Origin of the sequence: Mesorhizobium sp. B2-3-6 (assembly GCF_006442305.1) — a bacterium.
Taxonomy (GTDB): Bacteria; Pseudomonadota; Alphaproteobacteria; order Rhizobiales; family Rhizobiaceae; genus Mesorhizobium.
In genome coordinates this window covers 549,237-570,867 of record NZ_VFVW01000001.1, presented here as the reverse complement: position 1 = coordinate 570,867, position 21,631 = coordinate 549,237, and the positions used below count along the sequence as shown (strand labels likewise).

The window sequence follows — 21,631 nt, the reverse complement described above, 5'->3', positions numbered from 1 at the left end:
GAAACGGCAGCGCTCCACAAGCCCCGTCATCATTTGCACACAAACAGCCGCCAGATGCGGATTGTTGGGGCTTCATGGGTTGACTCGGGCATGCTGACTAAAAAAGGCAAATACGGCCTCAAGGCCCTCGTGCATCTGTCCGGCTTGCCGGTTGGCCAATTGGCCTTCGTCAACGACATCGCGGTCGCCAACAACATCCCGAAAAAATTCCTCGATGCCATTCTGGGCGAGCTGCGCAATGCCGGCTTCGTCCAGAGCCGCAAAGGCAAGGAAGGCGGCTATCGCCTCGCCCGCCCGGCCTCGGAGATCAAGATCGGCCATGTCGTGCGTGTGCTGGACGGGCCGCTGGCGCCGATCCCATGCGCCAGCCGCACGCAGTATCAGCGCTGCGAGGATTGCGACGAAGCGACGTGCCAGGTCCGGCACATGATGCTCGAGGTGCGCCAGGCAATCGCCGAGGTGCTGGACAACCGCAGCCTTGCCGCCATGCGCGATGCCGACAATGATGATTTTCCGGTCGAGTTGACGTCCCAGATCTAGATCCTGCGCATGCGCCGCGCTTGCCGGCGTAAGTCGCATGCCGGTATGGCGCCGATCAAGGTTCAGAACCGCCGCGTCACGCGCACCGCCTCGGCTACGAGATCGACGATCGGGTGCGTCGCATCGAGCGTCAGCGCCCGCTCATCCGCCGCCGGCGGCTCGAGAATGGCGAACTGGCTGTCGACCAGGCTTGCCGGCATGAAATGACCCTTGCGGCTGGCGACCCGCAGCCTAGCCATCGCCGGATCGATCTCCAGATAGAGGAAGACGATGTCTCGGCAAATGCCACGCAGGCGCTCGCGGTAGCTTCGCTTCAACGCCGAGCAGGCAGCGACCACGCCCCGCCCCTCACCGGCCGACGCTGCGATGCGCTCGCCGATTGCATCGAGCCAGCCTTCGCGCAGTTGATCGGTAAGCGGCTGACCGCTTGCCATGCGGGCGACGTTCTCGGGGGGATGAAGACGGTCACCCTCGATGAAGACCGCGCCCAGCGCGGTTGCCAGCGCTGCACCGACGACCGATTTGCCGCATCCGGCGACGCCCATTGCCACGATGACCGGCGCCGGCCCGTTGGTGCCTGTCGGCGATTGAACTGTCCTTTCCGCCACGATGGTCTAGCGGCTTGCCGGCGCGCGGCCGTAGAGCAGCAGCATGGCGACGATGACGACGCCGTAGATGATCTGCCTACCCGCCTCCGGCATCTGCATGACCGACAGTATGGATTGCAGGAGCGTGATCAGGATGACGCCGGCGACAGTGCCGAGATAGGAGCCGCGCCCGCCAAGGATCGAGGTGCCGCCCAGCACGACGGCCGCGATCGACGGCAGGAGATAGGCGTCGCCCATCGACTGCGCCGCCTTGGAGGCGTAGCCGGCAAGCAGCACCCCGCCGAAGGCGGAGAGCCCGCCGGAGACGGCAAAGGCGATCATCACCACGCGCCTTGTGTCGATGCCGGAGAGGTAGGCGGCACGCTCGCGGTTGCCGATGCCGTAGACGGTGCGGCCAAAGCCGGTGCGGGTCAGAACGAACACCATTGCGGCGCCGATCAGCGCCCAGATGATGACCGCGTTGGGAACTCCCGGAATGGCAAAGCCGGTAGCCAGGTAGCGCATGGCGCCGGTGGCCGAATCCTGGGGCGAGAAGCCGCCGGTGTAGACCACCATCAGCCCTTGCGCGACGGCGTTGGTGGCGAGGGTGATGATCATGGAGGGAATGCGCAAATAGGCGACGCCGATGCCGTTGACGATGCCGATCAGCACCCCGCACAAGATGCCGAATGGAATGGCCAACGCAACGCCGGCCGGGCCATAGGCGGCCGCAGCGCAAGCCATCATCGCGCCCGCCGCCACCGACCACGGCACCGACAGGTCGATCTGGCCGAGCAGGATGACCAGCATCATGCCGGTGGCGATGACGCCGAGAAACGAGGCCACCTTGAGCTGCTGCAAGAGATATTCAGGCGACAGGAAGCTGCGCGAATAAAGACTGCCCAGCAGGAGCAGGACCACGATGCAGGCAAAGGCCGTCAACACCGCGGGATCGGCGCGGCGAATGAATTTCGGCATGCGGCCGGCGAGGCCACCCAATGTCGTCTCGCTCACAGGAACCACTCCAGCCGGTTGCGGACCCGAAACAGGGCGAAGGCGCCGAGGCTGACGGCGATCAGCAGGATAACGCCCTGGAACAGCGGCTGCCACAGCGGATCGAAATCGAAGACGAACAACAGATCGCCGATGGTGCGGAAGGCGAGCGCGCCGAAGATCGCGCCAATGGCACTCCCCTTGCCGCCGAACAGCGAGACGCCGCCCAGCACCACGGCGGCAATGGAAAACAACGTGTAGGAGTTGCCGCTGGCATAGGCCGCTTCGCCCGTATAGGTGAAGAACGTCAGGAACAGGCCGCCGATCGAGGCCAGCAGCCCCGCCAGCGTATAGGCTGCGAACTTGCCGCGCCGGATGGGCACGCCTGACATGTAGGCCGCCATTTCCGACGACCCTGCCGCATAGGCCGCGCGGCCAAGCACCGAGCGGCTGAACGGCACCCAGATCACCAGCACGACGGCCAGGAGCACAACCATGCTGGCCGGCACCACGTCAAACACACGGCCCGTCAGCGCGTCAGCCAGATCCTCGTTGACCGATCCGCCCGGGAACGGCCGCAGTAGAAGCCCGATGCCATAATAGACCGCGCCGGTGGCGATCGTGGCGACGATCGGCTGCAGCCGCCCGTAGATGACGATGGCGCCGTTGATCGCCCCGCACAGCAGTCCGACGGCCAGTACCGCCAACACGCCAAGCGCCGTCTGCACCGGCGTGCCCACCACCAGCCACGAGGCCAGGCAGTTGGTCAACAGGAAGATCATGCCGACGGAAAGGTCGATGCCCGCGGTGATCACCACCAGCGTCTGCGCCATGGCGACGAAGGCCAGCAGCACGCCCTTGTTGGCCGCCGTCTGCACGACATTGGCGGTGAAGCCGGCCGGATGGTTCGCGGTGTAGATGACGAACATGACGATGAAGATGCCAAGCGCCAGCAGCGTTCCGCGCTGCTCCGCCAACCAGTAGCGCCAATCCTTCACGCCAAAATCCCTTTCACGCGTTCGCTCCCCGGTTCACCGGGCTATCCCCGCCAGGCATGTTGAGCGCGCTTGATATCAGAGCCCGTTCGGTGATTTCGGCGCCCACCAATTCGCGCTTGACCGCCCCGTCATAGAGCACCAGCACACGGTCGCAGCAGCCGATCAGCTCGTCATAGTCGGTCGAATAGAACAGGATTGCCGCCCCCGCGTCCGCCAGCTTGCGCATCAGCTGATACAGCTCCTGCTTGGTGCCGACATCGATGCCGCGCGTCGGATCGTTGAGCAGGATGATGCGCGGCTGGCGCATCAGCCATTTGGCGATGACGACCTTCTGCTGGTTGCCGCCCGACAACGCGCCGACCGGAATGTCGAGCCCGGCCGTCTTGATGGCCAGCAGGCCGACCATGTCGTCGATCAGCCGCTGCTCGGCGGCGCGGTCGATGATACCGCCCTTCGACAGCCGATCGAGCGCGGCGAAGGACAGGTTCTCGCGCACCGTCATCGGCAGCATCAGGCCTTCGGTCTTGCGATCCTCGGGAATGAGCGCCATGCCGATGCCGTTCTCGCGTGCGGCGGCGGGGCTGGCGATGCCGACCGGCTTACCGTCGACCAGGATCTGGCCGGAAAGGCCACGCAGGACGCCGAAGAAAGCGAGCAGCAATTCGCGTTGGCCCTGCCCGTCGAGGCCGCCGAGGCCGACCACCTCGCCTGCCCTGACCGACAGCGAGATGTTGTGCAGGCGATCCGTCCAGGAGAGCTTGCGGGCTTCGAGCACCGGCGCGGTGACGGCCGGCGCGAATGTCGGCTTGGGCGGGAAGATATGGCTGTATTCGCGCCCGATCATCAGTTCGACGACTTCACTGTCGCTCTTCGAGCCGGCGGGATAGCTGGCGACATTGCGGCCGTTGCGGAACACCGTGCACTGGTCCGCCAATTCGGCGATCTCGTTCATGCGGTGCGAGATGTAGAGCAGCGCCAGCCCTTCCGAACGCAGCCGCTTCAGCACGGCGAAGATCTTCGACACATCCGCCGCCGTCAGTGCCGAGGTCGCCTCGTCGAGGATCAGGATGCGTGGCTTCCTGGCCAATGCCTTGGCGATCTCGACCATCTGCCGGCGTGACAGCGGCAGGTCCTTGACCAGCGCCAGCGGATGAATGTCGGATGCTCCCGCACGCGCCAGCGCGTCCTCGGCGATGCGCCGCTGCGCCTTGCGGTCGATCATGCCGAAGCGTTTCGGCGGATCGGATATGACGATGTTGTCGGCGACGCTGAGTTCGGGAATCAGCGACAACTCCTGGAAGATGCAGACTATGCCGGCCTTGTTCGCGGCGCCCGGCGAGGCGAAGGTCGCCTCTCGCCCGTCCAGCACCATGCGGCCCTCGTCGGGCGCAACGACGCCCGCCATGATCTTGATCAGCGTCGACTTGCCGGCGCCGTTTTCGCCGAGGATGGCGTGGATGCTGCCGGCCTCGACCGACAGGTCGGCCTTCTCCAGCGCCCGCACGCCGCCATAGCGCTTCGATATGCCTTCCATGCGCAAGAGCGGAGCCGCACCGTCCATCAACCCTCCCAGGGCGCTCGAACATTCAAGAACCGGCGCCGCGGCTTAGCCGCGGCGCCGAAACGATATCCACTGGAAACTACTGATTTTCCTTGGTCTGACCCATGATTTCCTGGGCGCTGAAGTTGATGCCGCAGGTCGGGAAGGAGTTGCCGACGAAGAAATTGTCCGACTCTTTCGGGAAGTAATCCGTGCCTTCCTTCATGTTCGGATCTTCGGCGATCGCCAGCGGCAGCTTCACCTCTTGCGGCACCACTTCGCCTTCGAGCGCTGCAATCGCGGTCTTGATGGCGACGGCGACCTGGGCCGGGCCCGAGCCCGCGGAAGAGCACTTCAACCCGTCGGCCGAATGCGCCGCGCAGAACTTGCGGAAGCCGTTTTCGGTTTCACCGCCAAAGGGCACAAACGGATGCTTGGCGTCGATCATCGCCTGCACGATGCCGGTGTCGCCGCCCTGGCCGGTGATGCCGTCGAATGGCCCGTTGGTGGCGATCGCGTCGGCGGTGACCTTCTGTGCCACGCCGTCGTCCCACTTGCCGGCGACTTCGGTGACGTCCCATTTCTTGCCGGAAGCGTCGAGCACCTCGTGGATGCCGTTGTGGCGATCGGTATCGACGGAGGTGCCGGCAACGCCGCGCACTTCGAGAATCTTGCCGCCATTCGGCACCTTCGCGACCAGCCATTTGGCCCACAATTCGCCGAGGCCCTTCTGGTCCACATTGACGTTGATGGCATCCTTGGTGTCGAGGATGTTGTCGAAGGCGACCAGCACGATGCCAGCCTGCTTGGCGCGCTTGATGACCGGGCCGAAGGCAGTCGGGTTCTGCGCGTCGGTGACGATCGCGTCATAGCCGGAATCGATGAAGTTGTTGATCGCCGAGATCTGCGCCGGCACGTCCTCGCCGGTCGAGACGACCTTGAATTCCTTGATCTTGGCTTTGACGTCCGGCTGGGCGGCATAGGCCTTTGCGGTCTGCACCATCTGGATGCGCCAGGTGTTGGCGATATAGCCATTGGCGAAGGCGATGCGGTATGGGCCTTCCTTTTTGGGATATTTGAAGAATTTCGTGTCCGCGCTCCAGGGCGCGAAGCAGTCGGCTTGGGCGGCCGGGCCCGGCACGATCTCGGGGCCGGCGGCCATGGCGGCCGAGTTGAGCATGACGAATGCGCTGGCGGCAACGATGCCACCTACCAGTGACTTGATCATCGATAATCCTCCCATTTTGTAATTCTGACGTCGTTTCGCGATGTGAATTTCGCACGGTCGGCTCCGGCTCCTCCTGCCTTGCCGTACCTGCCTTTCCGATAGCCAATGGTCTAGGCGATGCCTCCTCCCCCGTCGTTCCCAGGTTGCTGGGAAAATAGCATATTATACATAATAAACAAGAATTAGTTGTCGCTTATGTATAATAGACAGGCGCCGTACCGTTGCATTTCTCTTTCCTGTCCGACGACGACGGTAGCGCTACCATGAACGGTGTGTAAAGCGCCCTTTCTCTTGATCGCGAAAGCGTGTTCAGCGCGCCGTGCTCTCGCGGCGCATGAGTTCGAAACCGAGATCCACGACGCGCTGCTGCGGAGGCTTGCCTCCTATCGCCGCCAGCGCCATGGCCACTGCCCGCCGTCCGATCTCGTAGCGGGGCGTGCGGATGCTGGTGACGGAGGGAAACGCCACCTGCATCATGTCGAGATCGTTGAAGCCGACGATGCCGATCCTCTTGGGCACACCGATCGAAGCGCGATGACACTCGAACAACGCACCTAGCGCGATGTCGTCATTGTTGCAGAATACGCCGTCGAGCGTCGGCATCTTGGCCAGCGCGTCGCGGAAAAGTTCGCGTCCCAGCGTCACACTGGACGGCACCGGCGTGGTGGTGATCAGTCGTGGATCGAACAGGCCGGCTTTCTCCACCGCCATGCGGTATCCGGCCAAGCGCCGCTGCGAGCGCGGATCCATGCGCGCGCCGATGAATCCGATGCGGCGGTAACCCGCTTCGAGCAGATGCTCAGTCGCCGCCCTGCCCCCGTCCAGATGCGAGAAGCCGACCATCATATCGACCGGATCCGGGCCGGTTTCCATGACCTGCACCACCGGGCAGCCTGCGTTCTCCAGCAGTTTTCGCGAGGCCGGAGTCTGGTCGATGCCGGCCACGATCAGCGCCGCCGGCCTTTGCGGCCCGAACACCTGCAGCAGCCGTTCTTCCTCGAGGCCGGAATAGTGGGTGTTGCCGAGCTGGATGCGGAAGGCGCTATCCGACAGGCTGTCATAGATGCCACGCACCACCTCGGCAAAGACGTTGTTGGTAAGCGACGGCACCAGCACGCCGAACACCTCGGCGCGGGCCGAGGCCAGCGCCCGCGCGTTGGGATCCGGCACATAACCGAGCTCGTCGACGGCGGCCTGGATCTGGCGGCGCAGGTCCTGCGAGACCCGCTCCGGCTCGCGCAAGGCGCGAGACACGGTGATGGCGCCTACGCCCGCCTTGCGCGCGACGTCTGATATGGTCGGGCGGCCGCCGCCTCGGCGCGAGCGCGGCTTGATCAAGGACAGGCTCCATGCGGTGCGTGGCCGCCAAGGCGCTGCCGCAATACGATCGACGTTGCTGTCGCCATTTCACCAGCCTGTGCCGCACCACTCACCTCTGGCGTCGCGCAGCCCCGGCCCGTTGTCAAGCCGAGGCGCTTGCGGGCGAGTGCTTCCGCTTTGCCTCAGGCCATCGCCGTCGCGCCGCGTCTTGCCTTCCAAAGCACCAGCACCATCACCAGGATGTTCAGCAGGTTCCAGGCGATGCCGTTCAGGAATGCGGCGGCGTAGGAGCCGGTCAGGTCGTAGATCCAGCCCGACATCCAGCCGCCGATCGCCATGCCGAAAATGGTCGCCATGATGACGATGCCGACGCGTTGGCCGGCCTCCCTGGCGGGCATGTATTCCCGCACGATGATCGCATAGCAGGGCACGATGCCACCCTGCGACAGGCCGAAGACCAGCGAAACGACATAGAGCGAGGCAAGCCCGTCGAAGGGAATGTAAAAGAACAGTGACAGGCATTGCAGCACCGAGCCGATAAGCAGGGTCTTCACTCCGCCGATGCGGTCGGCAACGAAGCCCGAAGCCACGCGGCTGACCACGCCGGCCGCCATCATGATCGACAGCATGTCGGCGCCATGCGCGACGCCGTAGCCAAGATCCATGCAATAGGCCACGATATGCACCTGCGGCATCGACATCGCCACGCAGCAGCCAAGACCAGCAATGACGAGCAGCACCTGGAGTGCCGTTGGCGACAACGAGATCGGCTGCACCAGCCGGCTGCCCGCGGAACCGGCGGCCGCGATCGGGGCGCCGCGCCGCAGCATCAGCACCAGCGGCACCATGGTCGCCAGGCAGAAGATGCCGATGGCCACATAGGTGAAGCGCCAGCCTTCCGCCTTCATCAGGGGTGGCATGACGGTAGGCCAGATCGTTCCGGCGAGATAGCTGCCGGCCGCGGCCGCCGCCACGGCGACGCCGCGCCGGCGGTTGAACCAGTGCGAGATGTCAGCGATCAGCGGCCCGAAGATCGCCGATGTACCGACCCCGATCAGCAGGCCCTGGGCGAGCGTGAACTGCAGGATCGAGGTCGACAGCGCCGCCAGCAGGAAGCCGGCAACCAGCGCCATCGAGGAAACAAGCGCCGGGATCCAGTAGCCGACACGGTCGATGGCGCGCCCGACCAGAACGTTTCCGGCGGCAAAGCCGACCATGGTCGCGGTGTAGGGCAGAGCGGCGTCGGCCCTGTCGACGCCGAACTCGGCCTGCACGGCCGGCAGCACCACGACCACGGCCCACATGCCGACGCCGCCGACTGTCGACAAAAGCATCGACACCGCCAGCCGTATCCATGCATGCGAGCTGTCGACGACCGCATTGCCGGCTGCTGGTGAGGAGAAGATCGAGGCCAAGCTGTTTCCCATTCCGTCATCGACATTGACCATTGTCGCGGTCATGCGGCCTAGCGGCCGACGGTCCTTCCACCACTATCGGCGCATTCGCGGCGCCGAGCAGCGCCACGTGGGTAATTCCATGGTTCCAGGGTTCGCCGGTTCCGGGCTCACCGGAACGTGCGACGATGAAGGACGTTTTGCAATCGGCTCAACGCGAAGGAGATTGCCATGACCGCGAAACGGAAATGGTCGGCTGAGGTGACCGAGCACAGCAATGCCATGGATCTCGAAGACCATGTCTTCGAATCCCACGACCCGAAGAAGATCGCGGCTTCGCTCAAGCGGTCGGCCGAACACAGCGACCGGCGCAAGGCCGAACCGTTCCAGTCCGCCATGTCGATGCTGAACTTCTACATCAACCGTGCCGGCAGGAACCTGCCGGCGAAGCAGAAGAAGGTGCTCGAGGACGCCAAGGACGAACTGCGCGCGGCGTTCGGACGTGAGAAGGAAGAGTAGGCAGCAAGCCGCGTGACGGGTTCCTGGAACGGCTTATCGTGACCTGATCACGCCGTCTGTGTTGGCGAGCAGCTTGCGCACCGCGGCACGCGCCGCGTCGGGCCGCTGCAGGCGGATGTTCTTCTCGATCGCCTCATGCATCTTCTGTGCGTGCTGCAAATCGTCGAGTTCCCGCGTCGTATAGGTGAAGAGATGGTCGAAGGCGGATTCGATCAGCACCCCGAGCGGCACCAGCAGGTCGTTGCCAGACGCCCGCAGGATCGCGAGATGAAAGCGCGTGTCGGCGCGGGTGCGCTCCTGCAGGCTTGGTGCCTCGCCCATCTCGCGGCAGGCCTGGCTGATTTCGGCCATCTGCTCGTCGGTCCGCCGCATGGCGGCAAAGGCGGATGCCTCCGGCTCGATGATGTGGCGGAATTCCTGCACCGTCTTCAGAAATACCTCGCGGTCCGGCGAGGTCGCGTACCAGGCAAGCACGTCGCGGTCGAGCAGATTCCAACGTTCTTTCGGCTCGACCCAGCTGCCGATCTTCGGGCGCGAGGCGAGCAGGCTTTTGGCCATCAGCATCTTGATCGCCTCGCGTACCGCCGAGCGGCTGACGCTGAAGGTCTCCGACCATTTGGCTTCGTTGGGCAGGATGGTGCCGGGCGGATAGTCGCCGCGCACGATCCTGAGCCCGATTTCGCTGGCCAGCGAGGTGTGCACGCTGGAACCCGGAATGCGCGCCGCATCGGTGCGGCGAACGCCGGCCGGACGCTCGGCCGATGCCGCTTTTGCCGGCGATTTTTCCTTGTTCGGCTTCGCGTCCCGCATAGGCTCCAGAAAGTCCGGATTGAGCAAGCTGTCAAGCACGGCAAGCGGGTTCACCCGCAAAGCCGGCTTCTGTGCACAGCTCAACCCCCGGCGGGGCCTGTTTTCAAGAGATCCTCACGTATTTGCGCCAGCTGTGTTCCGGCCGAAAGCCCAACATGTCGCGCGCCTTGCGGTTGGACAGCAGCGTCTCGAATTCGCCGAGCTCACCCTTGACCGGCACACCGGGATAGAAGCGCTTCAGCAGTTCCGCGGTCGGCAGGTCCGACGACGTGTCGTCATTGGCAGCGTTGAACACCTGGTAGCCGAGCCCATCCTTCTCGATGGCGCGCAGCGTGATCTGGCCGAGGTCGCGCGCATCGACATAGCTCCAGGCGATGCGCTTGCGGAAACCGGGATCGGCGAACCATTTCGGAAACAGGGAATATTCGTGCGGTTCGATGACGTTGCCGATGCGCAATGCATAGATGTCGGTACCGTCGCGCTGCGCAAAGGCCCGTGCCGTCTTCTCGTTGACGACCTTGGAAAGGGCATAGCTGTCCATCGGATCGACGTCGTATTCTTCGTCGAGCGGGAAATATTTCGGCGCGCGCGGCTCGTTGGCGAAGACCAGCCCGTAGGTCGTCTCGCTGGAGGCGATGATCACCTTGCGGATGCCGAGCTTCACCGCCGCCTCGATGACATTGTAGGTACCGAGCGCGTTGATGCGGAACACTTCGTTGTCGGGCGTGATCATGATGCGGGGGATCGCGGCGAAATGCACCACGGCGTCGACGGGCTGGGGACGCAGCGACGGGTCGAATTCATGCAAGCCCGCATAGCTCGACAGCGCGTTGAACACCTGCCCGCTGTCGGTGATGTCGGTGATCAGCGTGCGCACCTTGGGATTGTCGAGCGGCTTGGTGTCGATGTTGAGCACCTGGCAGCCCTGCTCCACCAGATATTGTACGACGTGGCGCCCAGCCTTGCCGCTGCCGCCGGTAAACATGATCCGCTTCATTATTCTGGTCTCCACGAAAGCTCAGGATTATGTGTATTGTCAGACAATATTGCTTTCTGCAACCGCTTGCGGCTAAAACAGCGGCGACATTATCGATAATCGCAACACAGGACAGACAGAATGAACACGACCGCCCCGAGCGAGAAGATCGGCTTCATCGGCCTTGGCCTGATGGGTCATGGCATCGCCAAGAATATCGTCGATAAAGGCTATCACCTGACCTTTCTCGGCCGCAAGAATCGCAAGCCGGCGGAGGATATGGCTAATCGCGGCGCCCACGAAGCCGCGACCTCCCGCGACGTGGCGGCGGCATCGACGATCGTCTTCATCTGCGTCACCGGTTCGCGTGAGGTCGAAGCCATCATTCGAGGCCCCGGCGGTCTCAAGGAAGGATTGAGAAAAGGCTCGGTCGTCGTCGACTGCTCGACCTCCGACCCGGTCTCGACCGTTGCGCTGGCCGCCGAACTCAAGGCGCTCGGCGTCAACTATGTCGATGCACCGCTCAGCCGCACGCCGAAGGAGGCTTGGGAAGGCACGCTCGACGCCATGGTCGGCGCACCCGACGCCGTCTTTGCCAGGGTCAAACCGGTGATCGAAACCTGGGCCGGCCGTATCGTCCATATCGGCGACACCGGCGACGGCCACCGCATGAAATTGCTCAACAATTTCGTCTCGCTGGGCTATGCGGCGATCTATTCCGAGGCATTGGCCTTGGCCGAGAAGGTCGGCATCTCGCCGCAGCGCTTCGACAGCGTCATCCGCAACGGCCGCATGGATTGCGGCTTCTACCAGACCTTCATGCGGTGGACGTTGGAGGGCGACCGCGACGCCCACAAATTCACTATTGCCAACGCCTTCAAGGACTTGACCTACCTCGAATCGATGGCGGGTTCTGCCGGCATTGCCAACCCCCTCGGCAACGCCACCAAGAACGCTTTCGCCGGAGCACACGCCACCGGACCGGCCGAGCAGTACGTGCCGATGCTGGCCACCCATATCGGCAAGGTCAACGGTGTCGATCTGATGCCGATGAAAGATGGAAAGAAACAGACGATTTAAGGGTGAGAAGCGGTCCGCGCACCGGATGAAAAGCCAATAGCTTGGCTTTTCGAGCTTCGAACGCCGGGAGCCTGCGAAAGGCCGCAGAAGGCTACGCATTGTCCATAGAAAGGTGATCACCAAGCGCGAGCGTCGATCACCCTCGCCCTCTTCCGATCCCTTCATCGGTATCGGCGAGTAGCTTGTGCACGGCGTTGCGCGCCGCTGAGGGGCGCTGCAAACGAATATTCTTCTCGATCGCCTCGTGCAGCCTCTGGGCCCGCCGTTGGTCGCCGACCTGCTGAGTCGTGAAGACGAAGAGATGGTCGAGCGCCGACTCGATGAGCACGCCGAGCGGCACCAGCAGATCGTTGCCGGAGGCTCGCAGGATGGCAAGATGAAAGCGCGTGTCGGCCCGGATGCGCTCCTGAAGGCTTGCCGCCTCGCCCATCTCGCGGCAGGCCTGGCTGATCTCGGCCATCTGCTCGTTGCTGCGCCGCACCGCGGCAAAGGCGCTCGCTTCCGGCTCGATGATGTGGCGGAACTCCTGTACCGTCCGCAGGAACACCTCACGGTCCGGCGCGGTCGCGTACCAGGCGAGCACGTCGCGGTCGAGTAGGTTCCAGCGCTCCTTCGGTTCGACCCAACTGCCGATCTTGGGGCGCGAAGCGAGCAGGCTTTTGGCCATCAGCATCTTGATCGCCTCGCGCACCGCCGAGCGGCTGACGTTGAACGTTCGCGACCATTGGGCTTCGTTGGGCAGGATGGTGCCTGGCGGATAGTCGCCGCGCACGATCCTGAGCCCGATCTCGCTGGCCAGCGAGGCGTGCACGCTGGCACCGGGAAAGTGCGCCGCATCGGGCCGGCGCATGGCGGCCGGACGGCGGCCGGCCTGTGCCTTGGTCCGAATGGCTCGCTTGTTTGACTTTTCGTCCGGCATCCACGTTCCAATGCGTCGGCCGTACCTGTTCCGGTCAGGAACTGTCGGGTGCGCCGATGCCATTGCCGAAAATTCGAACCACGGGCGCGCCAAAGCCGGAGCCGCTGCCCCTGAAATGCGTGTCCCTGTTCGTCAGCAGAGGTGGCGGGGCGCCCGTTGACGGGCGCCCCGATCGAGACGCCTACTTCTGGATGCAGGTGTCGACCGTATCCTTGGTGCATTCGTCGAGGCCGGTGAACACCGGATCGTCGACCTTCTTGCCTTCGACCAGGTCGATCATCACGGACGGCGCCTTGTAGCCCATCTCGAACGGCCGCTGGCCGACCAGCGCGGTGACAAGGCCATCCCGCGCGATCGCCACCTCGTCGCCGATCGTGTCGGCGGCGCCGATGACGAAGTCGTTGCTGGCCAGCTTGTCCTTCAGCGGTCCAACCAGATCGCGATAGGGCTGCGGCGCGCCGAACAGCGGCCAGCCGCCCATGATGCCGAACGCATCGAGCTTGGGGTTGGCGGCAAGGATGTCGGTCATCGCCTGCACGCCCTTGGCGCCGTCGTCATTGGTGAACACCGGACAGCCCGCCACTTCCGTCCAGCCGCCTTCGCCGGCAAGGGCTGCAAGTCCTTCCTTGCCCGACAGCGCATCACGCATGCCTTGCGCGCGGCGAAGGATGTTGTCGGCCGCCGGGTTGCCCTCGATGGTGCAGATCGTGCCGCCCTTCGGCTTGGCCTTCTTTATGTATTCGCCGATCTTCTTGCCCATCAGATAGTTGTCGGTGCCGAGATAAGTCTTGCGAAGTGCTGCGTCTTCCTTGGCAAGATCGGCATCGACGGTCATGATCGGGATCGACGGGTTGGCGCTTTTGATCGTTTGCGCGATCAGCGGCGCGTTGGACGGCGAAATCGCCATCGCCACCGTGTCCGGCTTGCTCAGCATATCCTGCACGATCTGCGCCTCGCCGGCCTCGTCGGAAGTCGACGCCGGACCGGTGTAGAAGCACTCATATTCCGAGCTGGCGTTTTCCTTGTTCCATTTCTCGCAGCCCTGGTGGATCGCCTCGAAGAACGGATTGTCGAGACCTTTCACCACGATGACGAGCTGCTTCTTGGCCAAAGCCGGCCCGGCGCCCAACGCCATGGCGGCGACGGCGGCGAGCAAAACTGTTTTCCTCATGTCAGTCCTCCCTTGGAAACAGACGGACACGGCGTGCCCGCCACACAGATCGGCCGAATGCGAGATGACAGAAGCAAGCGCTCGTGCCGTCAGGCCAGGCCGATAAGTATTTTCAGATGCGACCAGCCCGGCAACGATGCCGGCACGGTCGATAATCCTCTACCGGTTGCGCCGCCAAACAACGTCGTCAAAGCCGGCATATCTTCCTCCGACGCTCAACTAATAACGGCTTGCCGCCAACGTCAATTGCTATTTGTCCTACAAAACGGATTTTTCCCGAAAGGCGGGATCTCATTCGTCCGACAATTGCCCAAATCTTATTCGTCAGACAATTGACGCCCATGCAGGCATTTGCGTAAATGACCGCGTCGCTGCTTCCGGGAGGAGCTGGGGTAGCGAACCGAAGCCGTCGCCCCTTCCGGGACAGACGGCCAGACATGGGAGGCAAAAGGCTGGTGGCGGTTCTCGAACTCACCAACATCTCGAAGCATTTCGGCGCCATCCAGGCGGTGAACGACGTGTCGCTGTCGATCGAGCCCGGCCAGGTCGTCGGCCTGATGGGTGACAACGGCGCCGGCAAGTCGACGCTGGTCAAGATGATCGCCGGCAATTTCCGCCCGAGCCACGGCACCATGCAGATGGACGGCAAGGATCTGATCCTGCACAAGCCGGTCGAGGCCCGCCAGCACGGCATCGAGATCGTCCACCAGGATCTGGCGCTGTGCAATAATTTGACGGCGGCGGCCAATGTCTATCTCGGCCGCGAACTGCGCCGCGGCGTCGGGCCCTTCCGTATCCTCGACTATGCCGCCATGTACAAGCGCGCTGGCCAGATATTCGCCGAGCTCAAATCCGAGACGCGCCCGCGCGACCTCGTCAAACAGATGTCCGGCGGTCAGCGCCAGGCGGTGGCGATCGCCCGCACCATGCTGTCGCAGGCCAAGATAGTGCTGATGGACGAGCCGACGGCGGCGATTTCGGTCCGTCAGGTCGCCGAAGTCCTCAACCTGATCCGCCATTTGCGCGACCAGGGCATCGCCGTGGTGCTGATCAGCCACCGCATGCCCGACGTTTTCGACGTCGCCGACCGCGTCATCGTCATGCGGCGCGGCAGGAAAGTCGCCGACAAGGCGATCGCCTCGAGTTCGCCCGAGGAAGTGACAGGGCTGATCACCGGCGCCATCGAGCAGGTGGTGTGAGAGCGGCAAAACCGGATTTCATTGCGCTGGCGCGTTTCGCTCCCGGCAGGAAAGGTCGATAATGGCAGTCACCCTTGATCAGACGATCGCGCAGAAACAGCACAGTTTTCTGTCGCGGCTGCTCTCCAGCCAGACGTTCTGGGTGGTGATCGCCGTCATCCTCGCCTGTATCTTCCTGTCCTTTGCCACGGATGCCTTCGCCACCCCGAAGAACCTCTTCAACATCACCCGCAACGTCACCTTCGTCGCCATTGTCGCGCTGGGCATGACCTTCGTCATCATCACCGGCGGCATCGACCTCTCGGTCGGTTCGGTGCTGTGCCTGTGCTCGATGGTGCTGGCCGTTACCATGCATGCCGGGTTTTCGATCGAAGTCGGCATCCTGGCTTCGATCGTCACCGCACTCGTCATCGGCGGCTTCAACGGCATTCTGATCGCCTATCTCGGCTTTCCGCCCTTCGTGGTGACGCTCGGCATGCTGTCGATCGCCCGCAGCCTCGCCATGGTGGCCTCCAACAACACCGTCGTCTTCCAGTTCGGGCCCGATCACGACAAGCTGCTGGCGCTGGGCGGCGGCGCCTGGCTGTTCGGGATCGCCAATCCGGTGCTCTACATGATCCTTTTGGCGCTGATCACCGGCTTCGTCCTGCGCTGGACCAAGTTCGGCCGGCACATCTTCGCCATTGGCGGCAACGAGCATGCGGCGACGCTGACCGGCGTTCCGGTGCGCCAGATCAAGGTCGCCGTCTACATGATCTCGGCGTTGTCGGCGGGAATAGCCGGCATCATCCAGACCGGCTGGCTGGGCGCCGTCACCACCAATCTCGGCAACGGCATGGAGCTGCAGGTCATCGCCGCCACCGTCATCGGCGGCGCCAATCTCGCCGGCGGCGTCGGCACCGCCTTTGGCGCCATCGTGGGTGCCGCCCTCATCGAGGTGATCCGCAACAGCCTCGGCCTGCTCGGTATTAACGCCTTCTGGCAGGGCACCTTCATCGGCGGCGCCATCCTGCTGGCGGTGCTGTTCGACCGCATCCGCAACTTCAGGCGAAGCGACTAAAAGCCTGTCTTCGCCGAAGCGGCGTTCATTTCGGTCCTATCGCTCAGTCTGAAAATCGGCTGAAGCGGCCTGCCGCGAATACCGGGCGTGCGGCTATGCCTTGACGGACACGGAAAACCGGCCGCACAATCCCCAAGCAGGCGAAGGGAGGCCAGTCGCCTGCGGGAGGATATACCCATGACGGAAGCGATCAGGCTCTACTGGGGCCAGTTCGGACATGTTTCTGTCCTGAATGTCGCGAGCGACTTCGTCACCCATGCCCATGTCGAGGCACATCTCATCATCTGGCTGGAAGGCACCGCCGGCGAGATGACCATCGGCCGTGAGACGGTCCTGCTTGGACCTGGCACGGCTGCCGGCATCAACTCGCTGCAGCCGCATAGCCATGTGCTGTCGCACGACGGCACCCCAGGCCTGTTCCTCGCCTTTTACATCGACCCGGACTGGGCACGGCGGCGCCGTGACCTGCCCTCGTCCGCGCCGCTTTTCGCGCAGGCGGCAATCACGCTCGAACCCTGGCTGCACCAGGCTGCTGCCGGCCTGCTCGATCATCTGACCGACAATGAGAGCATCGACGATGTCGCCAATTACGAGATCGAGCGCTTCATCGACTCGGTGCTCGATGCCGCCGACGCTTCAGCTCCGCAGGAGCCGCGTGGCCGCGTGAACACCATGCAGGATTTCCGCGTCCGCAAGGCGATCCAGCTGATGAAAGCCAATGTCTGCGAGCGTATCTCCTTCGATGACGTGGCGCGCAGCGTCGGCCTGTCGCGGCCGCATTTCTTCGCCCTGTTCAAGGAACAGACCAGTTTGACGCCCAACGTCTACTGGAACACGCTGCGCATGGAGGAAGCGGTGCGCCAGCTCCAGTGGTCGCATGAGCCGCTGATATCGGTCGCCTGCAATCTCGGCTTCACCACCCAGGGCAATTTCTCGCGTTTCTTCCGCGACCATGTCGGCGTGCCGCCGACGCTCTATCGCGAAGCGGCGCGAGCAGTGTCCTGACGGGCCGGAAAGCGGCTATTTTCAGACTGATTGATACGTGCCCAAGACGCATTGATAAGCACCGCGACCACGATCGGCCTACCGTCCCAAGCAGAACGTTTGCAGGGGAAAGAGCATATGGCTGATGTCACCATCTCCACCGTCATCGACGCGCCGGTCGAAAAGGTCTGGGCGCGCATCCGCGACTTCAACGGACTGCCGAATTGGCATCCGCGCATGGTCGAAAGCCATATCGAGGACGGCAAGGACGCCACCACGATCGGCTGCGTGCGCAACTTCCAGCTGGCCAGCGGCGCGCGGCTGCGCGAAAAGCTGCTCGATTTCTCCGATGAGAATTTCCTCGTCAGCTATTCGATCCTGGAAACGCCGCAGCCGCTCACCAACCACAGGGCTACGCTGCAATTGCGGCGCGTCACCGACGGCGACCGCACCTATGCCGAATGGACCGCCAGCTTCGACGCAGCACCCGAAGAAGCCGACAAGCTGGCCGAGGGCATGGGCGCCAATGTCTTCCAGGGCGGCTTCAACGCCCTGAAGAGCCATTTCGCCGGCCAGGGTTGAGGAGCGGGCCATGGCGCTGGCATTGCAGAGTTTTGTAACGGTGAAAGACGCCAGCGCGGCGCTGAAAGCCGCCGGCACGCGCTATCTCGGCGGTGGCACGCTCGTCTTGCGCGCCGCCAATGAGGGCGACGTTTCGGTCTCCGGCCTTGTCAGGTCGACCGACCCGGCCTTGTCGGTCATCACGGTCTCCGGCGGCACGATCCGCATCGGCGCTTCGGTGACCATGGCGGCGATCGCCCGCCATCCCGAGCTCGGCCAGCTTGCCAAGGCCGCGCGTGCCGTTGGCGGTCCGGCGATCCGCAACATGGCGACCGTCGGCGGCAATCTGTTTGCGCCAAGCCCCTATGGCGATTTCGCAGTCGCCCTGCTGGCGCTGGACGCCATGGTGAGCACCAATGACGGCGAAATGCCGATGGAAGCGTTTCTGGCCAAGCGGGGCGGGAGCCGCGCGATCGTCACCTCGGTCAGCTTCACGCGGCCGGCGCAGGGAAGCTTTCGATTCGTGAAGGTCTCGCGGGTAAAGCCCAAGGGCGTCTCGGTGCTCAGTATCGCCGCTATCCTGGAACAAGCCGGCGACGGCACGATATCCTCGGCGCGCATCGCGCTCGGTTGTATGGCCGACCGGCCGATGCGAGCCAAGACAGCCGAAAAAGCGCTGCTCGGCAGGACACTGGACGCGGACGGCATCGCTTCGGCACTGGCCGCCGCGGGCGACGGCACCGCACCAATCACCGACCCGATCGCCAGCGCCTGGTATCGCGCGCAAGTGCTGCCGGTTCATCTCGGTCGGCTGCTGCTCAGCTAGTCACATTCGGTGCGCGCGCTTGCCCTGCGGGGCAGGCGCGCAAGGAGGAAGAATGGCAAAGGTTCCCGTCCAGTTCACGCTCAACGGTTCTGAGAAGGCCGAATTCGTCGAAAGCGGCACCACGCTGCTCAACGCCTTGCGCGACAAGATCGGCGACACTTCGCCGAAGGGCGGCTGCCATCAAGGCACCTGTGGCGCCTGCTCGGTGATCGTCGACGGTGAGCTCCGGCTGTCCTGTCTGACGCTCGCCGAAACCTGCAACGGCGCTGCCATCACCACCACATCGGGTCTTGCCGAAGGCGGCGTCCTGCATCCGCTGCAGCGCGCCTTTCTCGACGCCTTCGCCACCCAATGCGGCTTCTGCACGCCGGGCATGCTCATGGCGGCCAAGGTGTTGCTCGACCACACGCCCGATCCCAGCCGCGACGATGTCGTCGAAGCGCTGTCGGGCAACATATGCCGCTGTACAGGCTACGAGCCTATCATCCAGGCGGTGCTCACCGCCGCTCGCGCCAACTCGCAGAACGCGGCCTGAGGGAAGCAAGATGGAACTGCGCAAAAGCTATTTTTCGGACGTCCGCAAGGATGACCTCAACGAGATCGGCCAGCCGAGGCCCCGCTCGGATTCGCCCGGCCATGTCACCGGCAAAACCGCCTATTTCGCCGACCGCAACTTTCCCGGCATGCTGCATCTGAAGATGGTGCGCAGCCCGCACCATCATGCCCGCATCCGATCGATCGATACGTCCGAAGCGGAAAAACATCCGGGCGTGGTGAAAATTCTCACCGCCAGGGACGTCCCGCACAATGTCTACACCATCCTGATCCTGATCCAGATCGGGCCGGAGGACGAGGCGGTTCTGGCCGACGGCAAGGTGCGCTGGAAGGGCGAGGCCGTGGTGGCGGTGCTGGCCGAGACGGAGCGCGCCGCCCAGGAAGCCGCGGCCAAGGTCAAGGTCGACTACGAGGTGCTGCCGGCCGTCTTCGACATGGAGGAAGCGCTGAAGCCCGGCGCGCCCCTCGTCAACGAGTATCACGGCCAGAACTACTATCTCTATGACAGCGGCGAGTGCCGCAAGGTGCGCTTCGGCGATGTCGAGGCGGGGTTTGCCGAGGCCGACTACGTCCTCGAACAAAGCTACCAGTCCTCGCCGATAGAGCATGCGCCGACCGAGACCACCGGCTGTATCGTGGCACCGGAGGGCAATGACCGCTTCACCTGCTATACCAACACGCAGGCGATGTTCTTCACCCTCGACAACACGTCGATCATTTTGCAGATGCCGGGCAGCAAGCTGCATTTCGTCGGCGGCACGGTCGGCGGCGGCTTTGGCGGCAAGGTCGATGTCATCGTCGAACCGATCGCGATCCTCGGCGCCAAGCTAACAGGGCGACCGGTCTGTTTTACCTACAGCCGCGAGGAGGAGATGCAGATCTCGTCACCTCGCGCGGCCGAAAAGGTCGTCATCAAGGACGGCGTGATGAAGGACGGCCGCATCGTCGCGCGCAAAGTCACCGGCTACACCGACGCCGGCGCCTACTCCCGCCATTCGCCCTATGGCGCCCAGAAGGGCGCGGGGCACTATCCCGGCCCCTACACCATCCCCAATGTCTGGATCGACACGTACTGCGTCTACACCAACCGCACCCCCTCCTCCGCCATGCGCGGCTTCGGCGTCACCATCGGTGACTTCGCGCTGGAGGTGCAGATGGACAAGCTGGCGCGGCTGATCGGCATGGATCCGCTCGAATTCCGCTTCATCAACGCCTATCGCGACGGCGATATGAAGGCGCATCGCCAGCCGACCGAAGGGGCGGCCCTCATAGAGTGCATGCAGGAGGCCTCGCGCGCGGCCAACTGGCCCGTGGCTGAGAAATACATGGCAATGTCCTCCTACGTGAAGGGAGCTTGAGATGGCGATCAGGCGTGGACGCGGCGTCGCCGCGATTAACTATCCCACGGGCATGAACCTTGGCGGCGATCCCACCCAGGCGCTGGTGCATTCGACCCCAACCGGCAATTTCATGGTGACCCTATCATCGGTCGATCTCGGCCAGGGCATGAAGCAGATCATGGCGCAGATCTGCGCCGAGACAATCGGCGTGCCGACCGACCGCGTCGTCGTCGACACCGCCGATACCGACACCGGCCCGCACTGCATGGGCACTTTCGCCTCGCGCGGCACGCACCGCGCCGGCAACGCCGTCATCCAGGCGGCGAGGGAAGCCCGCCAGGTGATGCTGGAAGTGGCGGCGGAGGAATTGGAGGTGAACGCCTCCGACCTCGAGACCGACGGCCAGGGCAACATCCTGGTGAAAGGGGCGCCGCAGAAATCGATCTCGATCTTCGACGTCGCGCTTTCGGCGCATTTCAAGCGCGGCCGCTCGATCTCGGGACGCGGCATGTTTCTCATCCCGCGCTCCTATCCGGAGAAGGAGACCGGCGCGATGAAGCCGTCGACCTGCTACGCGCATGCCTGCACCGTGGCGGAGGTCGAGGTCGACGACGAGACCGGCGAGGTGACGGTGCTGGCGGTGAAGAACGTCTTCGAGATCGGCCGTGCGCTGAACCCCAAGATGGTCGAGCAGCAGCTGGTCGGCGGCTCCTGGATGGGCATCAGCCACGCGCTCTACGAAACGACCGAGCCCTATTATCCCAGCCGTGACCACGGCGGCACCGACTTCAATCAGTATCTGATGCCAGGTCCCGGCGATCTGGCCGAAACCGAGGTCATCGTGCTGGAGCGGCCCTCGGCAGATGGTCCTTACGGCGCCAAGGGGCCCGGCGAAATGTGCGCCAATCCACAGATTCCGGCGGTCGCCAATGCCGTTTTCGACGCTGTCGGCGTGCGCATCGACACGCTACCGATCACGCCGGAACGCATTTTGCGTGCGCTCAAGGCGCAAGCGACGACCTGAGGACCGA

At 63.8% G+C, this 21,631-nt stretch carries 22 protein-coding genes; 11 read left to right on the top strand and 11 right to left on the bottom strand.

What is annotated here, in order from left to right:
- Window positions 1-90 precede the first annotated feature (90 nt).
- The gene (locus FJ953_RS02825; RefSeq protein WP_006202816.1) at window positions 91-540 is read left to right on the top strand and encodes an Rrf2 family transcriptional regulator; all 450 of its coding nucleotides are present in this window, start codon (window positions 91-93) and stop codon (window positions 538-540) included.
- 62 nt (window positions 541-602) lie between these two features.
- On the opposite strand, the gene FJ953_RS02820 is transcribed toward FJ953_RS02825, so the two are convergent.
- The 7 genes from FJ953_RS02820 to FJ953_RS02790 form a co-directional block, all read right to left on the bottom strand.
- Window positions 603-1,085: a gluconokinase gene (locus FJ953_RS02820; RefSeq protein WP_140500149.1), complete on the bottom strand. Its 483-nt coding sequence runs from the start codon at window positions 1,083-1,085 to the stop codon at window positions 603-605.
- A gap of 69 nt (window positions 1,086-1,154) precedes the next feature.
- Complete coding sequence (locus tag FJ953_RS02815) at window positions 1,155-2,141, bottom strand: ABC transporter permease (protein ID WP_140499839.1); 987 nt, start codon at window positions 2,139-2,141, stop codon at window positions 1,155-1,157.
- Window positions 2,138-3,118: an ABC transporter permease gene (locus FJ953_RS02810; RefSeq protein ID WP_140499841.1), complete on the bottom strand. Its 981-nt coding sequence runs from the start codon at window positions 3,116-3,118 to the stop codon at window positions 2,138-2,140. Before FJ953_RS02810 ends, FJ953_RS02815 begins: the two co-directional genes overlap by 4 nt.
- Window positions 3,119-3,131: 13 nt before the next feature.
- The gene (locus tag FJ953_RS02805) at window positions 3,132-4,679 is read right to left on the bottom strand and encodes a sugar ABC transporter ATP-binding protein (protein ID WP_140623073.1); all 1,548 of its coding nucleotides are present in this window, start codon (window positions 4,677-4,679) and stop codon (window positions 3,132-3,134) included.
- A 79-nt stretch (window positions 4,680-4,758) separates the two neighbouring features.
- On the bottom strand, window positions 4,759-5,886 hold the full coding sequence (locus FJ953_RS02800; RefSeq protein ID WP_140515835.1) for a sugar ABC transporter substrate-binding protein: 1,128 nt from the start codon (window positions 5,884-5,886) through the stop codon (window positions 4,759-4,761).
- A 309-nt stretch (window positions 5,887-6,195) separates the two neighbouring features.
- Window positions 6,196-7,224 (bottom strand): LacI family DNA-binding transcriptional regulator, encoded by a 1,029-nt coding sequence (locus tag FJ953_RS02795; RefSeq protein ID WP_140623071.1) that lies wholly within the window; start codon window positions 7,222-7,224, stop codon window positions 6,196-6,198.
- A gap of 164 nt (window positions 7,225-7,388) precedes the next feature.
- Complete coding sequence (locus tag FJ953_RS02790; RefSeq protein WP_140500151.1) at window positions 7,389-8,633, bottom strand: MFS transporter; 1,245 nt, start codon at window positions 8,631-8,633, stop codon at window positions 7,389-7,391.
- Window positions 8,634-8,831: 198 nt separating this feature from the next.
- Between FJ953_RS02790 and FJ953_RS02785 the strand changes: the two genes are divergently transcribed.
- On the top strand, window positions 8,832-9,119 hold the full coding sequence (locus tag FJ953_RS02785) for a DUF3175 domain-containing protein (RefSeq protein ID WP_140521564.1): 288 nt from the start codon (window positions 8,832-8,834) through the stop codon (window positions 9,117-9,119).
- 33 nt (window positions 9,120-9,152) lie between these two features.
- On the opposite strand, the gene FJ953_RS02780 is transcribed toward FJ953_RS02785, so the two are convergent.
- Entirely contained in the window at window positions 9,153-9,929 is a 777-nt protein-coding gene (locus FJ953_RS02780; protein ID WP_140623485.1) for a FadR/GntR family transcriptional regulator, read from the bottom strand.
- Between the two features lie 103 nt (window positions 9,930-10,032).
- Complete coding sequence (locus tag FJ953_RS02775; protein WP_140521597.1) at window positions 10,033-10,929, bottom strand: NAD(P)-dependent oxidoreductase; 897 nt, start codon at window positions 10,927-10,929, stop codon at window positions 10,033-10,035.
- 117 nt (window positions 10,930-11,046) lie between these two features.
- Between FJ953_RS02775 and FJ953_RS02770 the strand changes: the two genes are divergently transcribed.
- Window positions 11,047-11,985, top strand: a complete 939-nt coding sequence (locus FJ953_RS02770) for an NAD(P)-dependent oxidoreductase (RefSeq protein ID WP_140521563.1) — start codon at window positions 11,047-11,049, stop codon at window positions 11,983-11,985.
- Window positions 11,986-12,121: 136 nt separating this feature from the next.
- Here the strand turns inward: FJ953_RS02770 and FJ953_RS02765 are convergent, their stop codons facing one another.
- Window positions 12,122-12,904: a FadR/GntR family transcriptional regulator gene (locus tag FJ953_RS02765; protein WP_140623069.1), complete on the bottom strand. Its 783-nt coding sequence runs from the start codon at window positions 12,902-12,904 to the stop codon at window positions 12,122-12,124.
- A 181-nt stretch (window positions 12,905-13,085) separates the two neighbouring features.
- A complete protein-coding gene (locus tag FJ953_RS02760) occupies window positions 13,086-14,075 on the bottom strand; it encodes a sugar-binding protein (protein WP_140499854.1) in 990 nt (329 codons plus the stop codon).
- 455 nt (window positions 14,076-14,530) lie between these two features.
- On the opposite strand from FJ953_RS02760, the gene FJ953_RS02755 reads away from it, so the two are divergent.
- The 8 genes from FJ953_RS02755 (at window position 14,531) to FJ953_RS31080 (ending at window position 21,624) form a co-directional block, all read left to right on the top strand.
- Complete coding sequence (locus FJ953_RS02755; protein ID WP_140500157.1) at window positions 14,531-15,274, top strand: ATP-binding cassette domain-containing protein; 744 nt, start codon at window positions 14,531-14,533, stop codon at window positions 15,272-15,274.
- A 61-nt stretch (window positions 15,275-15,335) separates the two neighbouring features.
- On the top strand, window positions 15,336-16,334 hold the full coding sequence (locus FJ953_RS02750) for an ABC transporter permease (protein WP_140580042.1): 999 nt from the start codon (window positions 15,336-15,338) through the stop codon (window positions 16,332-16,334).
- Between the two features lie 177 nt (window positions 16,335-16,511).
- Window positions 16,512-17,339, top strand: coding sequence for an AraC family transcriptional regulator (locus FJ953_RS02745; RefSeq protein WP_140567546.1), 828 nt, complete (start codon window positions 16,512-16,514; stop codon window positions 17,337-17,339).
- Between the two features lie 117 nt (window positions 17,340-17,456).
- The gene (locus FJ953_RS02740; protein ID WP_140515847.1) at window positions 17,457-17,900 is read left to right on the top strand and encodes an SRPBCC family protein; all 444 of its coding nucleotides are present in this window, start codon (window positions 17,457-17,459) and stop codon (window positions 17,898-17,900) included.
- 10 nt (window positions 17,901-17,910) lie between these two features.
- Window positions 17,911-18,705, top strand: a complete 795-nt coding sequence (locus FJ953_RS02735; protein ID WP_140515849.1) for an FAD binding domain-containing protein — start codon at window positions 17,911-17,913, stop codon at window positions 18,703-18,705.
- A 52-nt stretch (window positions 18,706-18,757) separates the two neighbouring features.
- Complete coding sequence (locus FJ953_RS02730) at window positions 18,758-19,240, top strand: (2Fe-2S)-binding protein (protein ID WP_140499861.1); 483 nt, start codon at window positions 18,758-18,760, stop codon at window positions 19,238-19,240.
- Window positions 19,241-19,250: 10 nt separating this feature from the next.
- Window positions 19,251-20,618, top strand: coding sequence for a xanthine dehydrogenase family protein molybdopterin-binding subunit (locus FJ953_RS31085; protein ID WP_140557949.1), 1,368 nt, complete (start codon window positions 19,251-19,253; stop codon window positions 20,616-20,618).
- Window position 20,619: 1 nt separating this feature from the next.
- Complete coding sequence (locus tag FJ953_RS31080) at window positions 20,620-21,624, top strand: molybdopterin cofactor-binding domain-containing protein (RefSeq protein WP_140499865.1); 1,005 nt, start codon at window positions 20,620-20,622, stop codon at window positions 21,622-21,624.
- Window positions 21,625-21,631 lie beyond the last annotated feature (7 nt).